The sequence below is a fragment of the Magnetospirillum fulvum MGU-K5 genome, assembly GCF_000442515.1.
Lineage (GTDB): Bacteria > Pseudomonadota > Alphaproteobacteria > Rhodospirillales > Magnetospirillaceae > Phaeospirillum > Phaeospirillum fulvum_B.
The window spans coordinates 40,066-61,271 of record NZ_AQPH01000007.1; the positions used below are offsets into that span (position 1 = coordinate 40,066).

A 21,206-nucleotide genomic window follows, 5' to 3' on the forward strand; every position below is an offset into this window, starting at 1 on the left:
CGCTAGCGCGGATCGCTCTTGGCCTGAATGGATTGGATCACATCAGCACCCGTAAAAATGTAACTAATTCATACAAAACGAATCAATAAGGGCATGGAATACGAAAAACCCGCCGCCTCCTTGCCGGAGACGGCGGGTTTTGTATCGTGACGGACGGCCCGATCAGACCTGGGGCAGTTCGCTCGATCCCATCAGATAGGCATCGACGGCCCGCGCCGCCTGACGGCCTTCGCGGATCGCCCACACCACCAGGCTCTGGCCGCGGCGGATGTCACCGGCGGCGAACACCTTGGGGTTCGAGGTGCGATAGCCGACGGTATCGGCCTTGACGTTGCCGCGCTGGTCCTTGTCCAGCCCCAGACCGTCGATCAGACCCTCATGGACCGGATGGACGAAGCCCATCGCCAGCAGGACCAGATCGGCCTCGAGATGGAACTCGGTGCCGGGGATCGGCTGGAACTTCGCATCGACTTCGGTGCAATCCAGCCCGGTCAGGCGACCGTCGGTTCCGGTAAAGCGGACGGTGGACACCGACCAGCGACGATCGCAACCCTCGTCATGCGAGGACGAGGTGCGCAGCTTATTCGGCCATTTCGGCCACGTCACCGCCTTGTTTTCCTTCTCGGGCGGACGGGGCATGATCTCGATCTGAGTGACCGAGGCCGCACCCTGGCGGTTCGAGGTGCCAACGCAATCGGCACCGGTATCGCCGCCGCCGATCACCACCACCTTCTTACCGGTGGCAAGGATGTCGGTCGCACCGACCGGCTCGCCGCCGTTGCGGCGGTTCTGCTGGGTCAGGAATTCCATCGCGAAATGGACCCCACCCAGGTCACGGCCGGGAGCAGGCAGATCGCGCGGACGTTCCGATCCGCCGGTCAGCACGACGGCATCGAAGCCATCGAGCAGAGCCTGAGGCGACAGATCGCGGCCGACCTGGGTGTTGGTACGGATCTCAACCCCTTCGGCCACCATCTGCTCGACGCGACGGTCGATCACCGCCTTGTCGAGCTTGAAGTCGGGGATGCCATAGCGGAGCAGACCGCCGACCTTGGCGTTCTTTTCGAACAGCACGACGTCGTGACCGGCCCGCGCCAATTGCTGCGCCGCCGCCAGACCCGAGGGACCGGCACCGACCACGGCAACCTTCTTGCCCGACCGCTTCTGGGCGATCTCGGGAACGATCCAGCCTTCGGACCAGCCACGCTCGACGATCGCATGTTCGATCGTCTTGATCGCCACCGGCGCGTCGGTGAGGTTCAAGGTGCACGACGCCTCGCACGGCGCCGGGCAGATGCGGCCGGTGAATTCCGGGAAGTTGTTGGTGGAGTGGAGAACCTCCAACGCTTCCTTCCAGCGGTTGCGGTAAACCAGATCGTTCCAGTCCGGAATGATATTGTTGACCGGGCAGCCCTGATGGCAGAACGGCACGCCGCAATCCATGCAGCGGGCGCCCTGCCGGGTCAGTTCGTCCTGATCCAGCGGCACGGTGAATTCGTGATAATTCCGCACGCGATCGGCCACCGGCCGATAAGCGGGGGTCTTACGCTCGAATTCCTTAAATCCCGTCGGCTTTCCCATTTCAGCGTCCCCCCGCCACGGCCAATTTCTTCTCCTGGACCTTTTGCATTTCGAGCAGGGCGTTCCGGTAATCGACCGGCATCACCTTGACGAACTTGGGCATGTAAGCCTCCCAATTCTGCAGAATGTCCTGGGCGCGGGCGCTGCCCGTAGCCGTTACGTGGTTCTGCAACAAAGCCTGGATACGGGCGGCATCGTCACGGGTCATGTCGCGCATCAGCTCGACCAGCCCATGGCTTTCAAGATCGCCACACTGGCCTTCGATCCGGCAGTTGACGTCTTCCTCGGCGGTGACCGGCTCAAGTTCGACCATCGCCAGATTGCACCGCTTGGCGAAATCGCCGGTCTCGTCCAGCACATAGGCGACACCGCCCGACATGCCGGCGGCGAAGTTGCGGCCGGTGGCACCGATCACCAGGACGCAGCCGCCGGTCATGTATTCGCAACCATGATCGCCGACGCCTTCGACCACCGCGATCGCGCCGGAATTACGAACGGCAAAGCGTTCGCCCGCGACGCCACGCAAATAGGCCTCACCCTCGATCGCACCGTACAGAACGGTGTTGCCGACGATGATGTTGTCCTCGGCGACGATCGTCGAAACCTTGGGCGGGAAGATCGCGATCTTGCCACCCGACAGGCCCTTGCCGACGTAATCGTTGGCTTCGCCTTCCAGCCGCAGCGACACGCCCTTGGCCAGGAACGCGCCGAAGCTCTGACCGGCAGTGCCGGACAGGTGGATGTTGAGCGGAGCGGACTCAGGCAGACCGGCATGGCCGAAACGCTTGGCCACCGCGCCCGACAGCATCGCGCCGACGCTGCGGTTATAATTGTGCACCGGCTTTTCGATCGTGACCGGAGCCTTGCCCGCCAAAGCCGGTTCAGCCGCCGCGATCAGTTCGCGGTCGAGCACGTCGACGATGTCGTGCTCCTGGGTCTCGACATGGCGGGTGGCAATGCCGGGGCCAGCCGGAACCTGATGGAACAGCTTGGCGAAATCGAGGCCCTTGGCCTTCCAATGATCGATCGCGGCGCGGGCGTCGAGCAGATCGGACCGGCCGGTCAGCTCTTCCAGCTTGCGAACGCCCAGGCTGGCCATCAGCTCGCGCACTTCCTCGGCAACGAAGAAGAAGTAGTTGATGACATGCTCGGGCTGGCCGACGAAACGCTTGCGCAGTTCGGGGTCCTGGGTGGCGACGCCGACCGGGCAGGTGTTGAGGTGACACTTGCGCATCATGATGCAGCCAGCTGCGATCAACGGGGCGGTGGCGAAGCCGAATTCATCGGCACCCAACAGGGCGGCGATGACGACGTCACGACCGGTCCGCAGGCCGCCGTCGCACTGGACCGAGACGCGGCCACGCAGGCGGTTGAGCACCAGGGTCTGATGGGTCTCGGCCAAGCCGATTTCCCACGGGCTGCCCGCATGCTTGATCGAGGTCAGCGGCGACGCGCCGGTGCCGCCGTCGAAGCCGGAAATGGTGATGTGGTCGGCCTTGGCCTTGGCCACACCGGCGGCGACGGTGCCGACGCCGATTTCCGAAACCAGCTTCACCGAAATCCGGGCGCCGGGATTGACGTTCTTCAGGTCGAAGATCAGCTGGGCCAGATCCTCGATCGAATAGATGTCATGGTGCGGCGGCGGGCTGATCAGGCCGACGCCGGGGGTCGAGTGACGCACCTTGGCGATGATCTTGTTGACCTTGTGGCCGGGCAACTGCCCGCCCTCGCCGGGCTTCGCGCCCTGAGCCATCTTGATCTGGATGTCGTCGGCGTTGGTCAGGTAATCGGCGGACACGCCGAACCGGCCCGAAGCCACCTGCTTGATCGAGGAGCGCATCGAATCGCCATTGGCGAGCGGCAGGAAGCGTTCCGGCTCCTCGCCGCCTTCGCCGGTGTTCGACTTGCCGCCGATCCGGTTCATCGCGATCGCCAGCGTGGTGTGCGCCTCGTAAGAGATCGAGCCGAACGACATCGCGCCGGTGGCGAAGCGCTTGACGATCTCCTTGGCGGGCTCGACTTCGTCGAGCGGCACCGGAGCGCCCGCGGGCTTCAGGTCGAACAGGCCGCGCAGATGGAGCAGGCGACGGCTCTGGTCGTTCACGATATCGCTGAACTGGCGGAAGCTTTCGGCCGAATTCGCCCGCACCGCGTGCTGCATCGCCCCGATCGTCTCGCTGGTCCAGACGTGCTCTTCACCGCGCAAGCGCACGGCATATTCGCCGCCGACATCCAGCGCATTGCGATAAATCGGCGCGTCGGAATAGGCCTCGCGGTGACGACGGATCGTCTCCTCGGCGACCTCGGCCAGACCGATGCCGCCGATGCGGCTGGCGGTACCGGCGAAGTACTTCGCGACGAAACCGTCGGACAGGCCGATCGCGTCGAAGATCTGACCGCCGCAATAGGACTGATAGGTCGAGATGCCCATCTTCGCCATCACCTTGAGGATGGCCTTGTCGAGCGCCTTGATATAGCGCTTCTGCACCTCATAGGCGCTGACCGGCTCGGCCAGGGTCGGGCGCATCGCCTCCAGCGTCTCGAACGCCAGATAGGGGTTGATCGCCTCGGCACCGTACCCGGCCAGCACGCACATGTGGTGGATTTCGCGGGCTTCGCCGGTTTCCAGCACCAGACCGGCGCGGGTGCGCAGACCTTCGCGGATCAGGAAGTGGTGCACCGCCGAGACCGACAGCAGCGACGGCATCGCCACCCGGTCGGGACCAATGGCGCGGTCGGACAGCACCAGGATGTTGTAGCCTTCCTCGACCAGGGCCTTGGCCTTGGCGCACAGGGCGTCAATCGCGGGCTCCAGCCCGGCCGCGCCGGTTTCAGCGGCCCAGGTGGTGTCGAGGGTGACGCTGCGGAAGCCCGAGCCGGGCAACGCCTCGATCCGGCGGATCTTGTCCATGTCCTCGTTGCTGAGGATCGGCTGACGCACCTCAAGCCGCTTGCCCTGCGCACCGGCATCGCCGAGACCGAGCAGGTTCGGACGGGGGCCGATCAGCGACACCAGGCTCATCACCGATTCTTCGCGGATCGAATCGATCGGCGGATTGGTGACCTGGGCGAAACATTGCTTGAAGTAGTTGAACAAAAGCTTCGACTTCGACGACAGCACCGCAATCGGGGTGTCGGTGCCCATCGAGCCGACCGCTTCCTGGCCGGTGGTGGCCATCGGCTGCAACAGGAACTTGACGTCTTCCTGGGTGTAGCCGAACGCCTGCTGGCGATCGAGCAGGGTCTCGGGCGAAGCGGGGATCGGCTCGACCGGAATGTCGAGGTCTTCCAGCACGATCTGCGACCGCTCCAGCCACTCGGCATAGGGCTTCTCGGAGGCAAGCTGGGCCTTGATCTCGGAATCGTCGATGATCCGGCCCTGCTCCAGATCGATCAGCAGCATCTTGCCGGGCTGGAGACGCCACTTGCGGCTGATCGATTCCTCGGGGATCGGCAGAACGCCCATCTCCGACGCCATCAGCAGCTTGTCGTCCTTGGTCACGATATAACGGGCCGGACGCAGACCATTGCGGTCGAGCGTCGCGCCGATCTGGCGGCCGTCGGTGAAGCACACCGCCGCCGGGCCGTCCCACGGCTCCATCAGCGCGGCATGGTATTCATAGAAAGCGCGGCGCTTCTCGTCCATCAGCGGGTTGCCCGACCACGCTTCCGGGACCAGCATCATCATCGCATGGGCGAGCGGGTAGCCGCCCATCACCAGCAATTCCAGCGCATTGTCGAAGCAGGCGGAATCGGACTGCCCCTCGGGGATCAGCGGCCACAGCTTGGCCAGATCGTCACCCAGGATCGTGGACGACATCGTCTGGCGCCGCGCGTTCATCCAGTTGAGGTTGCCGCGCAGGGTGTTGATTTCGCCGTTATGGCTGATCATCCGGAACGGATGGGCCAGACGCCAGCTGGGGAACGTGTTGGTCGAGAAGCGCTGATGGACCATCGCCAGGGCGCTGACCATCCGCTCGTCGGCGAGATCCTTGTAGAAGGCACCGACCTGATCGGCCAGCAACATGCCCTTATAGATCAGGGTGCGGGTCGACAAAGACGGGATATAGAAGTCGCGCTCGGAACCGGCGGGGGCGTTGTTGAACACCAGCTTGCGGATCACGAACAGCTTGCGTTCCAGGGTGTTCTGATCGGTGATGCCCGGCCCCATACCGATGAACACCATGCGGACGACGGGAACGGTCGGCAGCACGGATTCGCCCAGCAGCGAGGAATCGGTCGGCACGTCGCGCCAGCCGAGCAGAACCTGCCCCTCTTCCTTGATCTTGCTTTCGAAATGAGCTTCGCAAGCATGACGCAGCGCTTCATCCTGGGGCAGGAAGACGCAGCCGGCGCCATAGGAGCCCTCGGGCGGGAGAGTGATTCCCAGCGCAGCCGCCTCGGCGCGCAGGAAAGCATCGGGCAACTGAATCAGGATGCCGGCGCCGTCACCGGCCTTGGGATCGGCACCAACCGCGCCACGATGGGTGAGATTTACCAATATCTCAAGCCCGTCGCGGATAATATCGTGCGACTTGCGGTTTTTAATGTCGGCGATGAAGCCGACGCCGCAGGCGTCGTGTTCGTGGCGCGGGTCGTACAGCCCCTGGGCCTCAGGCAATCCGCTCATCTTTACTTCACTTCCTTATTCCCCACCGCACGGACCAAAGGGGTGCGTCGGCGTTATCCACCACAGCGTCGATCGCGCGGGCACGACCGATCCCTGCCCGCGCGCATCCTCGCGACCGGGCAAAGTGGACTACATAAGCCATTCCGTCGGCTTCGCCAAGTGTCGGCTGTAGGTCCGCCTCCAGTTCGCGTTGCCGAGACGCCGATCCGGGCAAAAAAAGTGGCCGGACGTTGCCGCCCGGCCGTCAGTCTGGGGGGACCTCGGAGGGAACGGGGATCAGATCACCTGACGCAGTTCGGTCATGAAGGAACCGACGGCGCTGCCCAGTTGTTCGGACTGCCGCGACAATTGCCCGGCGGCAAGCAGAACGTTGGCGGCGGCGTGGCCGGTTTCCTCGGCTCCCTGCGACAGGCGGTGAACGTTGGCGCTGACCTCGGTGGTGCCGACCGCAGCGCGTTCGACATTGATGGCGATCTCGCGGGTCGAGGCCCCTTGCTGCTCGACCGCGGCGGCGATGATCGCGGCATATTCGCCGACCTTTCCGATGGTGGCGGCAATCGAGCGGATCGCCTCGGCGGAATTGACCGTCGCCGACTGGACGGCGGAAATCTGCGAGCCGATCTCGCTGGTGGCGCGCGAGGTCTGGGTGGCCAGCACCTTGACCTCGCCCGCGACGACGGCAAAGCCCTTGCCCGCCTCACCCGCCCGCGCCGCTTCGATCGTCGCGTTCAAGGCCAGCAGATTGGTCTGGGCCGCAATATCGGTGATCAGGTTGACCACTTCGCCGATCCGGGTCGAGGCCTCCGACAGCCCCATCACCAGATCGTTGGTGCGCCCGGCCTGACTGACGGCATCGGCCGAGATCGTCGAGGATTGGGTCACCTGGGTATTGATCTCGCGCACTGCGGTCGCCAGTTGGTCGGCGGCGGCGGCAACGGTCTGAACGTTGCTCGAAGCCTCTTCGGCAGCAGCGGCAACGGCGGCGGCGGTCGAACAGGTGGTGGCGGCGGTCTGCTCCATCCCCTCGGCGGTGGCGTGAAGTTCGGCAGCGGCGGCGGCGGTCAGTCGCACCACCTCGCCCACCGTCTCTTCGAACTTGCGGGTCACCGCCCCGAAATTGTGGACCTTATGTTCAATCGCGGCGGTGGCGGAATTGATCATCCGCGCGCCGACCAGAAAGTTGCCCAGCATTCCCCGCTCGACGATACGGCGGTAATAATTGCCCCGGCTGACCGATCCCATCGAGGCGGTCGCTTCGCGGACAAACGAATCGGTGCGGTCGATCAATTCGTTGATCGAGTTGGTCAGGTCGCCAACCGCTCCAACCTCCTCGATCCCGACCAGACGAGCCTCGAAATCGCCGCGGGCGACCGCCTTGACCGTCGTGGCCGCAGCCACCAGCACCTGACGGACCTGCCGCAGCATATAGAGCGTCAAAAGCGACAGGACAAAGGCCGACATCGAGATCGACAGCGACAGCACCGAAAGCTCGCCGACCAGGGCATCCTCGGCCACGATGGCAAAGGCGGTCAGCATCGTTCCGATCGCGGCGACCCGGGCCTTGTAGAGGGAGGAGCGGCGGTTAAATAGAGAAAATAAACTGGTCATAGCCGATCCCCTTTTCCTGAAGCATCTTCCGGAGATAGCTGTCGGCCACCGTGATCCCGGTGTCGAGATCGGGCACCTCCCGCTCCAGCGCGCTCAGCTTTTGATAGAGTGGCACGATCACCTCGGTCAGCGAGGTACGATCGGGGACCCGGCGGTTGGAATGAAATCCAACGATCTGCTGCTCGGTGTTGAAGCTGGGGGTAACGTGGGCCAGAACCCAGTAATGATTACCAAGCTTGGTCCTATTTACAACATAAGCAAATATCTCCTTGCCTGATTTTATCCGGCTCCACATTTTTCTAAAAATACAATGCGGCATATCAGGGTGACGTATCATGTTGTGCGGCTTACCAACTACGTCTTTTTCAAAATATTCACTAACTTCCAAAAAAGTCTTGTTCGCATATGTTATGACACCGCGCTGATCTGTCTTGGTAACGATGACCGAATCTTCATCGAAGAATTTTTCTATTCCGGTAAGGCGGATCGCATTCGGCATCGGAAGTCCCCTTCCTCGTCTACTGAGTCGCGGGATTGCCCCACTACTCTTCCTTTAACTTCCGAGGCGGGAGGACCGGTATGCTCAGACCGCCCCGGCAATACAAGACCAATGGCACAAGCCGATAGTGCACCATCACCACACCTTCGGGCTATCAGGTATATACCCTATATCGGTGTATTTTTTGCGCGCGTTTATTTACATTCATTTACATATGCAAGATATATACTAGTGTATAGGCACCCAAAAACACAAAATACTTATAATAATAAATAATAACCTATTTTTATTAGGGTAAAGAAAGACCGCGACGGAGCGACCACAACACGGCGAACGCGCCTACTATCCACAACAATAAAACCATTAAGATTGCACATCCGCTTAAAGCACGGACACGGCGCAAGGAGTCTTGGGACTTAAGCAAAATTTGCGCGGCGTGCGGCGCACAATCAGAGGGAGTCGGCCTCACCTTGTTCGCCAAAGGCGCACTCCCACCCCAGACCGGGAGAGGGATCGAACCAGGCCGGACGGGTCAGGGCATCGGACAACAGACGACGGTAGTCCTGGCGAGGTATCTCGATCGCCCCAAACTGGCTCAGATGGGCGGTAACGAACTGGGTGTCGAGCAGGCGGAACCCGCCCGCCTTCAGCCGCGCCACCAGATGAACCAGCGCCACTTTCGACGCGTCGGTCTGGCGCGAGAACATGCTTTCGCCAAAGAACGCGGCTCCCAGGGCCAGCCCATAGAGACCGCCGACCAGAGTGCCGTCCTGCCACGCCTCGACCGAGTGGGCCAGCCCACGGTCGTGGAGATCGACGAACAGGCGGACGATCGGTTCGTTGATCCAGGTTTCGGGGCGGTCGGGCGTCGGCTCGCCGCAGGCACGCATCACCGCCTCGAACGCACTGTCGCACCGAATCTCAAAGCCGCCCCGCCGCAGCGTCCGGCGCAACCGATGCGGAACATGAAACGTCTCTAACGGCAAAATCCCCCGCTGCTCGGGATCGACCCAGTACATCCGGGGATCGCTGCGACTGCGCGCCATCGGAAAAATCCCGGCGGCATAGGCATGCAGCAGCAGGTCGGGGGTCAGCGCCCGCATCGACCCCACCCCAACGGATGGGTAACGCTAGCAGTTGCCCACCCCGATCGCATCGTCCATATTTCAGGCACAAACCCCTCCTGCACAAACAATGATCGGAACCGCACGCCATGGGGGCCGAGTACAACCCGATTTTGGCCGTCGACAGCTACAAAGCCAGCCATAAATGGCAATATCCCGACGGAACCGAGCATGTGTCCTCCTATATCGAGGCCCGCAGCGACAACAGCGGACTGCACGTCCCGGGAACATTGGTGTTCGGACTGCTGCCCCACCTGCGGCGGCTGGCCGAAAATCCGGTCACCGAGGCTGCGATCGATCAGGCCAAGACGCTGTTTTCCGCCCATGGCGTCCCCTTCTTCGAAGAGGGCTGGCGGCGCATCCTCGACCGCCATCGCGGCCATCTGCCGATCGAAATCCGTGCCGTCGCCGAAGGGTCAATGGTGCCCTTCTCGAATGCGCTGGTCCAGGTGGTCAACACCGACCCCGAGGCGTTCTGGCTGACCTCCTATCTGGAAACCGGGCTGCAACGGGCGTTGTGGTACCCCTCGACAGTGGCAACGGTGTCGTGGGCGGTCAAACGAATCCTGCTCGAATTCTGGCGCGCCACCTCGGACGCGCCGGTCGAAAGCCTGGATTTCAAGCTGCACGATTTCGGCGCGCGCGGAGCCTCCTCGGCCGAATCCGCTGCGTTGGGGGGCATGGCCCATCTGGTCAATTTCAAGGGAACCGACACCGTCGAGGCGCTGCTGGCCGCCGCCGATTATTACGGCGAGCCGATGGCCGGGTTCTCGATCCCCGCCGCCGAACATTCGACCATCACCTGCTGGGGCCGCGACGGCGAAGCCGACGCCTATGCCAACATGCTGCGCCAGTTCGGCGGGCCGGGCCGCCTGGTCGCGGTGGTGTCGGATTCCTATGACGTGTTCCACGCGGTCGAAGCGCTGTGGGGCGGCAAGCTGCGCCAGCAGGTGCTCGATATGGGGGGAACCCTGGTAATCCGCCCGGATTCCGGCGACCCGGTCGAAGTGGTCTCGCTGGTGCTGAGACTGGCGGCGACCGCGTTCGGCACCGAGCGCAATGCCAAGGGCTATGACGTGCTGAACCCGGCGGTGCGGGTGATCCAGGGCGACGGCATCACCCCCCACACCATCCGCGCCATCCTGAACCGGATGAAGGATGAGCATTTCGCGATCGACAACATCGCCTTCGGGATGGGCGGCGCGCTGTTGCAAAAGGTCAATCGCGACACCTTTTCCTGGGCGATGAAAGCCTCGGCGGTCGAAGGCGGCGGATTGTGGCGCGACGTCTACAAAGACCCGGTGACCGACCAGAGCAAGGGATCGAAGCGCGGCCGCCTTGCCCTCACCCGTGACGAACGCGGCGGCTGGCACACCGTCCCGGTCGAAAGCTGTCCCGAGGCCGATAATGTGCTGCGCCCGGTGTTCCGCGACGGACGGATTCTGTCCACCCCCAGCTTTGCCGAGATCCGCGCCCGCGCCGAAGCGGCCTTGCTGGAGCAGTAACTCCGCTTCGCGGCAGGGTTACCACCCTGACCCGTTCGGAGGTAAACGCCTTCCGAACCTCCATTTTCTTTTTATTTCAATGTTTTAAAAATATGGAGGGTTCGGGGGCAAACGCCCCCGACGAGACGTTAAAGCGGGCGGGTCGCCACCGCCAGCCACGCGGCGGTGGTGCCATCGAGCAGCGGCCCGATCTCGTCCCTCACCCGGGCATGATAGGCGTTAAGCCACGCCGTCTCGGCGGGATCGAGCAAAGCGGGCTCGATCAAAGCGCGGTCAATCGGCACCAGAGTCAGGGTGTCGAAGCCGAGCAACGGGCGCTCGGTCTCGGGCAGAACCGGCAGGGTGACGACCTGAAGCAAATTCTCGATCCGGATGCCATAGGCCCCGGTCTTGTAATAGCCCGGCTCGTTCGACAGGATCATCCCCGGCTGGAGGGCAACGCTGTTGCCGACCTTGGAAATCCGCTGCGGCCCCTCATGCACCGACAGATAGCTGCCGACGCCGTGGCCGGTGCCGTGATCGTAATCCAGCCCCTCGGCCCACAGCGCCAGCCGCGCCAGCACGTCAAGCTGGCTGCCGGTGGTCCCGACGGGAAAGCGGGCACGGGCGACGGCGATATGGCCCTTCAACACCAGGGTAAAGCGCCGCCGTTCCTCGATCCCGGCCGGACCGATCGCGATGGTGCGGGTAATGTCGGTGGTGCCGTCGAGATATTGCCCGCCGGAATCGACCAGATAGAGATCGCCCGGCATCAGACGCCGGTTGGTCGCGGGTGACGAGCGATAATGAACGATCGCCCCGTTCGGACCCGCGCCGGAAATGGTATCGAACGACAGACCGCGATACAGATCGCCCATCGCCCGGAAGCGTTCCAATTGGGCGGCGGCGCTCAGTTCATCGACATGGCCCGAGGGAGCCTCGGCCGCCAGCCAGCACAAAAAGCGGACCATCGCCACCGCGTCGCGACGATGCGCCGCGCGGGTGCCCTCGCTTTCCGCTGCGTTCTTACAAGCCTTGGGCAATTGGCAGGGATCGGAGCCGCGATCCAGCCGCGCCCCGGCGGCACTCAATCGCTCGACGACATGCAGCGACGCGGCGGCGGCATCGATCCGCACCTGCCGCGCCTCGGCCCCCAACCGATCCAGCGCCGCATCAAGCGCCTCGGGCGGGGCGGTCCGGACCGCCGGACCCAGATGGTCGGCCAGACCGGGAGTGGTCAGCTTGGCCGGGTCGATGAACAGATCAACCGAGGCATCGGCATAAACGATCGCAAAGGACAGCGGAACCGGGGTATGAGCGACGTCGCCACCGCGAATATTCAGCAGCCAAGCGATCGAATCCGGCGCGGTCAGCACCAGGGCATCGTCGCCATCGGCGCGCAAGGCTGCGGCGATCTCGGCCCTTTTGTCCTCAGACCCGCGCCCGGCCAGCGCCAGCGGCTGACTCTCGACCGGGACACGGGGCGGCGCGGGGCGACCCGCCACCCACACCGCATCCAGCGGATTGTCGGCGCAGGCGACCAGTTCGGCCCCGGCGCGGGCACAGGCGCGCCGCAATGGCTCGACCTGATCGGCGGTGTGCAGGCGGGGATCGAATCCCAGCCGGTCGCCGGGACTCAGCACCCGGGCCAGCCAGCGCGACGGCGGCAGATCAAGCAGGTGCAGCGGCTCGAACAGCGACAGATCAATCTCGGCCCGCACCTGAAGGGTATAGCGGCCGTCGCTGAACACCGCCGCCTTGTCGCGCAGCACCACGGCCAGCCCGGCCGAGCCGGTAAAGCCGGTCAGCCACGCCAGACGCTGCGCCGAGGGGGGAACGTATTCGCCAAGATATTCGTCGGCGCGCGGCACGATAAAGCCGGTCAGACCGCGCCGGGTCAGTTCGGCGCGCAACGCCGCCAGCCGGTCACCGCCCCCCTGCCCCGCCGGGGGCTCGGGCCTGTTCGCCGCGAGAGAGGTCACACCAGGATGTCGAGATAGGTGCCGCGCACGGCGTTGCTGTCGAGACTTTCGACCGGGGTGTCAGGCGACAACATCCGCCGCCCACGCGGACCATTGGGCGTTGCACCGCCCGGATTGTTGCCCAGCGACGTAGTATATGTCTGATCGGACGACCGAGGACGGCGGGACACGACCTCCCGCACCCCGGCGATCGAACCGCCCAGGCCGGAAAAAATGTCGCTCGGAGTTTTATCGACCATCACCGCCCAAGTCTGAAAGAGGCTTGACGCTCAAGGCTAACACAGTTCCTCGGCCGGACAAAGCCGACGTGAGGAACTGTGATGACGGCCTGGGCTCAATCGCGGCTGGGCAACATCCGCCGCAGCGTGGCGTCTTTCAGCACGACATGATGGCGCAACGCCGCGCCGATATGGGCCAGCAGCACCAGCGCCAGCACCCAGCCGAGCGATTGGTGGCTGAATTCGAACAATTCATGCAGGGCCGGGTCTTTCGCGACCAGGATCGGCACCTCGAAGCCGAGCGCGGTCACCGAATATCCGGCGCTTTGCGACAGCAAGATCCCGACCAGCGGCAGCGCCAGCATCAAGGCATACAAAGCGGCATGGACCAGCGACGAAACCAGCCGTTCGAAGGCCGGGGTGCCGGGCAGCGACCGGGGCGGACGATGGGTGAAGCGCCAGGCGAGACGGGCCAGCACCAGCACCAGAATCACCACACCCATGACCTTGTGCAGCCCGATCAGTTCGCTCCGCTGCGGTCCGTCAAGCATCGCGGCAATGACGTGACCGGCGCCCCACAGGGCCAGAATGACCAGGGCCATCCCCCAATGAAACGCCATCGTGACCGTATCGAAGCGGTCGACCGATTGTCTGGACATTATCCTTAACTCTCCGGTAACACCAAAATCCATCGCGCACGTTATCAGCCGCCCCGGCCGCGAGCAATCGCCGGGCGGCATCAAGATCGCCCAACCGGCGGTTCGCGTTGACTTTGCCGTCCCAATGCCTAACCTCGTGGCGCGATGCGGGCAACCAGGGAGGACGAGACGATGCGATGCGTTCAGCCCTGCGGGTTTGTCCTGGCGGTTGCGCTGCTGTCCTTGACCGCCTGCGCCGATTCCTTCCGCAATCAACCTCCCCCGCCCGGATCGTGGCCGCCGCCGCCCGCCGCGGCCGCCGCCAAGCCGCTCCCACCGGCCGCCCCGTCCTTCACCCTCGACATTCCCGAAGGAATCGCGGGCGATCACGAGGCCGAACGGTTCCAGGCCCTGCGCGGGCTGGTCGATGCCGGGATCGTCGCTCCCGCCGAAGCCGAGCCGCGCCGCGCCGCCAATCTTGGCGCGCTGCTGCCGTTCGACCAGCCGCCGCCCGCCGCCGGTCTCGACCAAAGCCTACCGCTTTCCGACATCGGAAACCGGCTGGCCCAGATCAGCGGATCGGCCGACGCCGCCGTTGAACGCGACCTGCTGCTGGACCGTCTGCTGCCGCAAGCGCCGCTGCTGCGTGCCGCCCCCGCCCGTCGCGATGCCGAGGGTGCGCGGCTGGGCCGGGCCAGAATCGAGACCCTGGCCTCGGCCGGGCTGGTCAGCCCCGACGAAAAAGATCGTGAAATCAAGGCGATCGACCAGCTCGACCAGACCCTGGCGATGGCGCCGCCCCCCGCGCCGCCCCCGCCGCCGGTCAAAAAGAAGAAAGCGACCCGGCATAAGCCATCGGTCATCGAGACCGGCCAGAAGGTAGGGGACATTCCCGGTGGCGCCATTCCCGCTAGCGGCAAAGGGCCGGTCGGAGTACACCTTTTGTCGATGGCGTCGCCCTCCACCACCGATAAAGCGGTGGAAGCGATGAAAAAAGAGAATCCGGAACTGGCGTCCCTGTCCTTCAAGGCGGTGAAGACCGTGATTCCCGATCTCGGAACCACATACCGGCTGTTGGCCGGGCCGCTTGCGCCCGCCGAGGCCGAAACTTTATGCCGCACCCTCAGGACCAGGGGACAGTCCTGTGTGGTCAGCGGATTCGAGGATCGTTAATGCGCTGTTCCCGGCAGGGGCCGGGAATATCAGGGAGAGGAACCATGACGGACTACAAGGCTCAGGTGCGTGAAGAATACGATGCGGTCAATGGCACCATCGACCGGCTCTATGCCGACGTCTTTCATATCAAAACCGCCGATGGTCGCTCGGTCAGCTTTCACGCCAGCAAGAATATCGACCGGCTGCGCCTGGGTCAGTCGGTCTGTGTGATCTCGCACAAGGGCTCGGACAACGCCGCTCTGGTGCTGAACCGAAACACCCGCAAGACCCTGCGGATCGAGTGCGCGGTCGCCGGAACCGCGATGTCGAAATACGTCGCCGGTCTGATCCTCTATGCGCTGGGCGCGGTGGTGTTCTTCTCCGGGCTGCTCGAGCCGACCCTGGCGACCAAGCTGGGCCTGGGCTTGTTCGCGATCGGTCTGGGCGTGATCGTGTTCACCCCGATCCGCGACGACAACGCCTATGCCGACGCCTTCAACGCCTTCGTCGACGAGCAGTGGAAAGCCAGCCCCACCACCGTGGGAACCGGCTTCACCTCCGGCTCGGCCTACCGCTAAGAGGCTCCCTCATCCCACCCCTCTCCCTTCACCGGGAGAGGGAGGACTGAGCACAAACCCTCTCCCCCGGGAGAGGGGGGCCGCCCACGCCTCACGGCGCGGTGTTGGCCCAGGCGCGGAGCATTTCCGCGACACTCCAGGCCTGAGCGGTACAGCCGCGCGGCCGATGCGGCGCATCGCCGTCGAACACTTCGGCGATAGTGCCGACACAAAAATCATCCAGATGACCAGCCAGACCGGACAGCATCCGCCGTGCTCCGGCGCGGTCGCCGGGATGGACCTTCAGCCAGGCATCGACGAACGGCCCGATCAGCCACGCCCACACCGTGCCGCGATGATAGGCGTAGTCGCGGGAGTGAAGGTCGCCCGCATAAGACGGGCGATAATCCGGCGCGGCGGGATCGAGCGAACGCAGCCCGAACGGGGTCAGCAGACGGCGTTCGACCACGTCGAGCACTGCGGCCCAATGCACGGGCTCCAGCACCGGATGCGGCAAGGACAGCGCCAGTATCTGGTTGCAGCGGCAGGCCGGATCGTCGCCCGCCTCGCCATCGATCAGATCGAACAGAAAGCCGGTGTGGGGATTCCAGAAACGGCGGTTGAAGGACTCGCGCAGCCGCGCCGCCTCGGCTTGCGCCTGGGCGGCTCCGTCCCCGTCACCGACCGTGTCAAGCCACCCCGCCATCACCGTCAGCGCGTTGTACCACAGCGCGTTGATCTCGACCGCCTTGCCCCGGCGCGGCGTCGCCGAATCCATCCAGGTCAGCATGTAGCCCTCGGCCCCCTGGCGCAGCAAGCCGTCGGCGGGATCAACGCCGATGCCGAACCGGGTTCCGGCCCGGTGCGCCGCGACAATCCGGCGCAACACCGGCAGGATCAGGACCAGGGTCTCGGTGTCTCCGGTTGCGACCAGATAGCGGTCGAGGGCATGGAAGAACCACAAACTGGCGTCGGCGGCGTGATAGACCCCCTCGGTACCGCCATCGGGAATGTTGTTGGGGATCAGTCCATCGCGCTCGTAGGCGGCAAAGGTACGCAGGATGCGGCGGGCTTCGTCGGGGCGGCCGGTGACCAGGGTCAGCCCTTCCAGCGCGATCATCGTGTCGCGGCCCCAATCGTTGAACCAGGGATACCCGGCGATGACGCTGCGGACCTCGTCGCCCTGAGCCAGCGAGCGGGCGGCAAGGTCAAAGCGGCCGCGCGGCTCGAACAGAAACGCATCGGCGGCCACCACCAATTGCCGCCCGACCGGATCGCGAACGGCGGGATCGGCATGAGCAATCAGCCGGTCGCGCCGCCCCGTCTCGGCCGCCCATGCCGCGTCGGCACTCTGGGCCAGCGCCGCCCCCCACGGTTCGGCCGAGGCGATCATATCCACCCCGTCCGCCCCCAGCCGCAGCGCAAACCGCCCCGGGCTCCAGACCGGCCCGTGCGCGGTGTAATCGCGCTCGGCCTCGATCGGATAGAACGCGGTTTCGGTCCGCTCGTCGCCCAGGATCAGCGATTGCGCCGCCGCCCGCACCGCCAGACGCAGCGGGGGAAACGTCCCTTGCGTCACCTCGATCCGGCCGCCCTGATGCCAGGACAGCACCGGCGGGTACAAGGGCTGGTCGGCGGGACCGTCATTGCCGCGAAAATGCATCCAGGGCCGGATATCGAGGCCAACCTCCGACCCGCCCGCAAGCAGGCGATAAGACAGCAGCGTCGTGTTCTGCCGCCACGGCATCACCACCCGGCGTTCCAGTTCGAGTCCATCGCGGGCGAAGCGCCAGACCGGCAACCCCCGCTCCAGCCGCACCTCGACCAGGGCATCAAACAGGGCGAAGGGCGGCGTTCCATTGGCGGGGATCACGGTCTCCTCGACCCGATCGAGCAGAATCGTTCGCCCCGAGACCGGCAACGCCGCGACCAGAAGCCCGTCGTGACGGCGGGCGGCGCTGCCGTCGAGCCGCCCCGAGGCATATCCGGCCAACCCGTTGGCAATCATCCATTCGCGATCGCCCACGCCGTCGGGGGCAGAGACGGGTAGGCAGAGATCAAGACTCTCCATCGGGGGCCTCCATTCCTGATGCCTCTGCCAGCCTGACTCCGTCGCCGCGTCCTGTCCAGGAAAGGACGGTGACATCTATGCCTTCGGTACAAGATCACCATCCCTATAGCGAGTCGTCATAGCGCAACTGAAATTGCTATGATGTGACGAAATATGACTATCCCTGGGACTACGGGAAGCGAGAATTTATGGCCCGTATCGCGATCGTTGAAGACGAGTCCCATCTTCTTGGTGATCTGGTCGAGTACCTCTCCGGCTGTGGACATGAGGTTGAAGGCTGTGCCGACGGCGTGGCACTCGACGCCGCCCTGACGCGCGGTCCGATCGACATTCTTATTCTCGACATCAACCTGCCGGGTGAAGGCGGCTTTTCAATCGCCGGACGGTTGCGGGCAAAGTCCGATATCGGCATCATCATGCTGACCGCCCGTGGGCTGAACGTCGATCGGGTGGTTGGGCTGGAGATCGGGGCCGACGTCTATCTGGTCAAGCCGGTTGAACTGCGCGAGTTGGAGGCCCAGGTTCGTAGCCTTGCCCGCCGACTCAAGCTGACCCCGCAGCCCGGCCCGGCCCAATCCCCCGCCGAGACCACCCCGCCCGCCCCCTCCACGTCGGCGGCCGACTGGGCCTTCGACCAATTGTCCTGGACCCTGATCTCGCCCGAGGGACGGACGGTGAAGCTGACCGGCAACGAGCGGGTGTTCATCGCCCTGCTGGTGTCGCGGCCCGGCGAGCCGGTCTCGCGCGATGAGATTTTCCGGGCCTTGGGCAAACGCGGCTGGGACCCCGCCGACCGCTCGGTTGATTCGATGGTCCGCCGCCTGCGCGCCAAGGGAGCCGAGGCGGTGGGCCAGCCGTTGCCGATCGAATCCGTCCACGGCATCGGCTATGCCTTTGCCGCCGCCGTCGGACCCGCCTGACCGCGATGGAGGACCGCCCCCGCCGTCTGCGCCTGAAATCACGCGCCCCTGCCGCCGCCGAAGCCGAGCCCTGGACGGTTCTGGTCGTCGATGACGATACCCAGGTCCATGAAATGACCCGGATCATCCTGCGCGACATGGAATTCGAGGGACGGGGCTTTCGCTGTATCGCCGCCGCCTCGGCGGCCGAAGCGGCGGCGCATCTCGACCGTTCGCCCGATATTCCGGTGGTGCTGCTGGACGTGGTGATGGAGACGCCCGACGCCGGTCTGCGTCTGGTCCGCCGCATCCGCGAAGAGATGAAGAACGGCCAGATCCGCATCATCTTGCGCACCGGCCAGCCCGGCGACGCCCCCGAGCGTGACGTGGTGGTCGGCTATGACATCAACGATTACAAAAGCAAAACCGAGCTGACCGCGCAGAAGCTGTATACCGCGCTGGTCGGTGCCTTGCGGGCGTGGCGCGACATCGCCACCATCGCCCGGCTCAACACCGAGCTCTCCTCGCTGAATGCCAGCCTGGAACAGCGGGTGACCGAGCGCACCCGCCAGTTAGAGGATATGGTCGAAGCGCTGGGCCGCTCGAAGCAGCGGGCCGAAACCGCCCTGGCCCGCGAAAGCGAAGCCAAGCGGCAATTGCGCCAGTTCCTGTCGATGGTTTCGCACGAATTCCGCACTCCGCTGGCGATCATCGATTCCGCCGCCCAGATGCTGGAAATGCGGGCGGCCAAGGCCGATCCCGGCAGCCTGTCGCGGCTGGCGACGATCCGGGGCGGGGTCCAGCGCCTGCTTGGCCTGATCGATACCTGTCTGGCCGACGAACAGCTCGACAGCGGTATGATGGTGATCCACGAACAATCGTTCGACCCGATGACGATGATCGAGGTCACCCTGGCCCAGCACCGCATCGCCGCCCCCGGCCATCGCTTCCAGATGGAGGGAGAATCGAATCTGGCGGTGTGGGGCGACCCCGGCCTGATCGCGCTGGCGCTCAACAATCTGATCGGCAATGCGGTCAAATACTCGCCCGAGGGATCGGAAGTCACCGTCTCGACCCGCCGCGGCGGTCCCGACAACAGCGTGATCCTGACCATCACCGATCAGGGCATCGGCATCCCCGAAGACGATTTGTCCGGCATCTTCGAACGCTTTCACCGCGCCGCGAACGCCCGCGGCGTGTCCGGCTCGGGGATCGGGCTGCACATGGTCCGCCAGATCGTCGAGATGCATGGCGGCAGTGTCAGCGTCGACAGCAATCAGGGCCACGGCTCGCGCTTTACCGTGCGGCTGCCCCCGCCGCCTGACGATCACCAGATTATTTTCTGAACAGCGCCTCGGCCCCGGCGCGGACCTTTTCCTTGGCGGCGATCGCCTGCCGGGCGCGCAGGATTTCCGCCTCCAGCCGGGCGATATAGGCGGTCAGTTCCTCGACCGACAGCGGGTCAAGCGGCCTTGGCGCGGTCGGGGTGGGGGCACGGGGGTCAAGCTCGTCCAGGTCCATCCGACGCTCATCCTCTCTTGCCATGCTGGCCGGACCATACCAGATTGGTCGCCGCCACAATAGCAAAGGGACCGACGATGACCCCCGACACCATGGCCTGTATCGAGATCGCCCGCCCCGGAGCGCCCGAGGTGTTGACGCTGGCCACCCGGCCGACGCCGATCCCCGGACCGGGCGAAGTGGTGATCCGGGTCGCCGCCGCCGGGATCAACCGCCCCGACGTGCTCCAGCGCCAGGGAGTCTATCCGCCCCCGCCCGGCGCGTCGGACCTGCCCGGTCTTGAGGTCGCGGGCACCATCGCCGCGTTGGGCGAAGGCGTCACCGAGCCTGCGATCGGCAGCGCGGTCTGCGCCCTGGTCCCCGGTGGCGGCTATGCCGAATATTGCGCCGTCGATGCCCGGCTGTGCCTGCCGCTGCCCCAGGGCTTTGACTTCATCCGCGCGAGCGCCCTGCCCGAAACGCTGTTCACCGTCTGGCACAATGTGTTCGAGCGCGGCCGCCTCGCCCCCGGCGAAAGCCTGCTGGTTCATGGCGGCGCTGGTGGAATCGGCACCACCGCGATTCAGTTGGCCAAGGCGCTGGGCGCCACCGTGTTCGCCACCGCGGGCGGGCCGGACAAGGCCCGGGCCTGTGCCGACCTGGGAGCGGACCGCGCCATCGACTACCAATCCGAGGATTTCGTCGAGGTGATCAAGACCACGACCGGCGGACGCGGCGTCGATGTGATTCTCGACATGGTCGGCGGCAGCTATGTCGTCCGCAACATCAAGGCGCTGGCCCCGGACGGGCGGCTGGTGTCGATTGCCTTCCTGCAAGGCTCGACCGTCGAGGTCAATCTGATGCCGGTGATGCTGAAGCGGCTGACCCTGACCGGATCGACGCTCAGGCCGCAATCGAACGACCGCAAGGCGGCGATGGCCGAGGCATTGCGCCGGACGGTATGGCCGCTGCTGGACCAGGGCCGGATCGCTCCGCCGATCCACGCGACCTTCCCGCTGGCCGACGCCGCCGGGGCGCATCGCCTGATGGAGGCCAACACACATATCGGAAAGATCGTGTTGACGGTTTGACCCGGGCTGAGAACACCCATATAAGAGGATATGATTTCCACGGATCGTCGCCGGTCGGTGATGCGGGTTGTACCCGCGCGGCCGGAATTTGAACGATCCATGCGGGAACGATCCATTTTGCCCAACGGGGCGAAGGGATGCCTTCCCGCCGAAGCCGGCTTTAAAACAG

Annotated in this window: 16 protein-coding genes; 6 read left to right on the forward strand and 10 right to left on the reverse strand. The window is 64.8% G+C overall.

The annotated features are described in order from the left end of the window. Positions 1 to 162: 162 nt before the first annotated feature. From K678_RS03300 to aat, 5 genes are all read right to left on the reverse strand, one after another. Positions 163 to 1,581, reverse strand: a complete 1,419-nt coding sequence (locus K678_RS03300) for a glutamate synthase subunit beta (protein ID WP_021131041.1) — start codon at positions 1,579 to 1,581, stop codon at positions 163 to 165. Position 1,582: 1 nt separating this feature from the next. After that, the gene (gene gltB, locus K678_RS03305; RefSeq protein ID WP_021131042.1) at positions 1,583 to 6,211 is read right to left on the reverse strand and encodes a glutamate synthase large subunit; all 4,629 of its coding nucleotides are present in this window, start codon (positions 6,209 to 6,211) and stop codon (positions 1,583 to 1,585) included. Positions 6,212 to 6,487: 276 nt separating this feature from the next. Then, on the reverse strand, positions 6,488 to 7,819 hold the full coding sequence (locus K678_RS03310) for a methyl-accepting chemotaxis protein (RefSeq protein WP_039851938.1): 1,332 nt from the start codon (positions 7,817 to 7,819) through the stop codon (positions 6,488 to 6,490). Further along, positions 7,794 to 8,318: a PAS domain-containing protein gene (locus tag K678_RS03315; RefSeq protein WP_021131044.1), complete on the reverse strand. Its 525-nt coding sequence runs from the start codon at positions 8,316 to 8,318 to the stop codon at positions 7,794 to 7,796. Before K678_RS03315 ends, K678_RS03310 begins: the two co-directional genes overlap by 26 nt. A gap of 449 nt (positions 8,319 to 8,767) precedes the next feature. Continuing rightward, on the reverse strand, positions 8,768 to 9,421 hold the full coding sequence (gene aat / locus K678_RS03320; protein WP_021131045.1) for a leucyl/phenylalanyl-tRNA--protein transferase: 654 nt from the start codon (positions 9,419 to 9,421) through the stop codon (positions 8,768 to 8,770). 110 nt (positions 9,422 to 9,531) lie between these two features. Between aat and K678_RS03325 the strand changes: the two genes are divergently transcribed. Further along, positions 9,532 to 10,947 carry a nicotinate phosphoribosyltransferase gene (locus K678_RS03325; RefSeq protein ID WP_021131046.1) on the forward strand — a complete coding sequence of 472 codons (1,416 nt, stop codon included), beginning with the start codon at positions 9,532 to 9,534 and terminating at the stop codon, positions 10,945 to 10,947. Between the two features lie 128 nt (positions 10,948 to 11,075). On the opposite strand, the gene K678_RS03330 is transcribed toward K678_RS03325, so the two are convergent. From K678_RS03330 to K678_RS03340, 3 genes are all read right to left on the reverse strand, one after another. Continuing rightward, the gene (locus tag K678_RS03330; RefSeq protein ID WP_051185824.1) at positions 11,076 to 12,908 is read right to left on the reverse strand and encodes an aminopeptidase P family protein; all 1,833 of its coding nucleotides are present in this window, start codon (positions 12,906 to 12,908) and stop codon (positions 11,076 to 11,078) included. Continuing rightward, positions 12,905 to 13,147, reverse strand: a complete 243-nt coding sequence (locus K678_RS03335) for a hypothetical protein (protein ID WP_021131048.1) — start codon at positions 13,145 to 13,147, stop codon at positions 12,905 to 12,907. Before K678_RS03335 ends, K678_RS03330 begins: the two co-directional genes overlap by 4 nt. Positions 13,148 to 13,242: 95 nt before the next feature. Next, positions 13,243 to 13,785, reverse strand: a complete 543-nt coding sequence (locus K678_RS03340; protein WP_021131049.1) for a cytochrome b — start codon at positions 13,783 to 13,785, stop codon at positions 13,243 to 13,245. A 171-nt stretch (positions 13,786 to 13,956) separates the two neighbouring features. Between K678_RS03340 and K678_RS03345 the strand changes: the two genes are divergently transcribed. Next, on the forward strand, positions 13,957 to 14,937 hold the full coding sequence (locus K678_RS03345; RefSeq protein ID WP_021131050.1) for an SPOR domain-containing protein: 981 nt from the start codon (positions 13,957 to 13,959) through the stop codon (positions 14,935 to 14,937). 44 nt (positions 14,938 to 14,981) lie between these two features. Beyond that, the gene (locus tag K678_RS03350; protein ID WP_021131051.1) at positions 14,982 to 15,497 is read left to right on the forward strand and encodes a hypothetical protein; all 516 of its coding nucleotides are present in this window, start codon (positions 14,982 to 14,984) and stop codon (positions 15,495 to 15,497) included. Positions 15,498 to 15,588: 91 nt separating this feature from the next. On the opposite strand, the gene K678_RS03355 is transcribed toward K678_RS03350, so the two are convergent. Further along, positions 15,589 to 17,547, reverse strand: coding sequence for an amylo-alpha-1,6-glucosidase (locus tag K678_RS03355; RefSeq protein WP_021131052.1), 1,959 nt, complete (start codon positions 17,545 to 17,547; stop codon positions 15,589 to 15,591). Between the two features lie 188 nt (positions 17,548 to 17,735). On the opposite strand from K678_RS03355, the gene K678_RS03360 reads away from it, so the two are divergent. Then, a complete protein-coding gene (locus tag K678_RS03360; RefSeq protein WP_021131053.1) occupies positions 17,736 to 18,467 on the forward strand; it encodes a response regulator transcription factor in 732 nt (243 codons plus the stop codon). Between the two features lie 5 nt (positions 18,468 to 18,472). Next, the gene (locus K678_RS03365; RefSeq protein ID WP_021131054.1) at positions 18,473 to 19,792 is read left to right on the forward strand and encodes an ATP-binding response regulator; all 1,320 of its coding nucleotides are present in this window, start codon (positions 18,473 to 18,475) and stop codon (positions 19,790 to 19,792) included. Here the strand turns inward: K678_RS03365 and K678_RS03370 are convergent. Further along, positions 19,782 to 19,967, reverse strand: a complete 186-nt coding sequence (locus K678_RS03370; RefSeq protein ID WP_021131055.1) for a DUF1192 domain-containing protein — start codon at positions 19,965 to 19,967, stop codon at positions 19,782 to 19,784. The two genes, K678_RS03365 and K678_RS03370, sit on opposite strands and share 11 nt — an antisense overlap. A 77-nt stretch (positions 19,968 to 20,044) precedes the next feature. Here K678_RS03370 and K678_RS03375 point away from each other — a divergent pair, with 77 nt between their 5' ends. Continuing rightward, positions 20,045 to 21,037: an NAD(P)H-quinone oxidoreductase gene (locus K678_RS03375; RefSeq protein WP_021131056.1), complete on the forward strand. Its 993-nt coding sequence runs from the start codon at positions 20,045 to 20,047 to the stop codon at positions 21,035 to 21,037. Positions 21,038 to 21,206 lie beyond the last annotated feature (169 nt).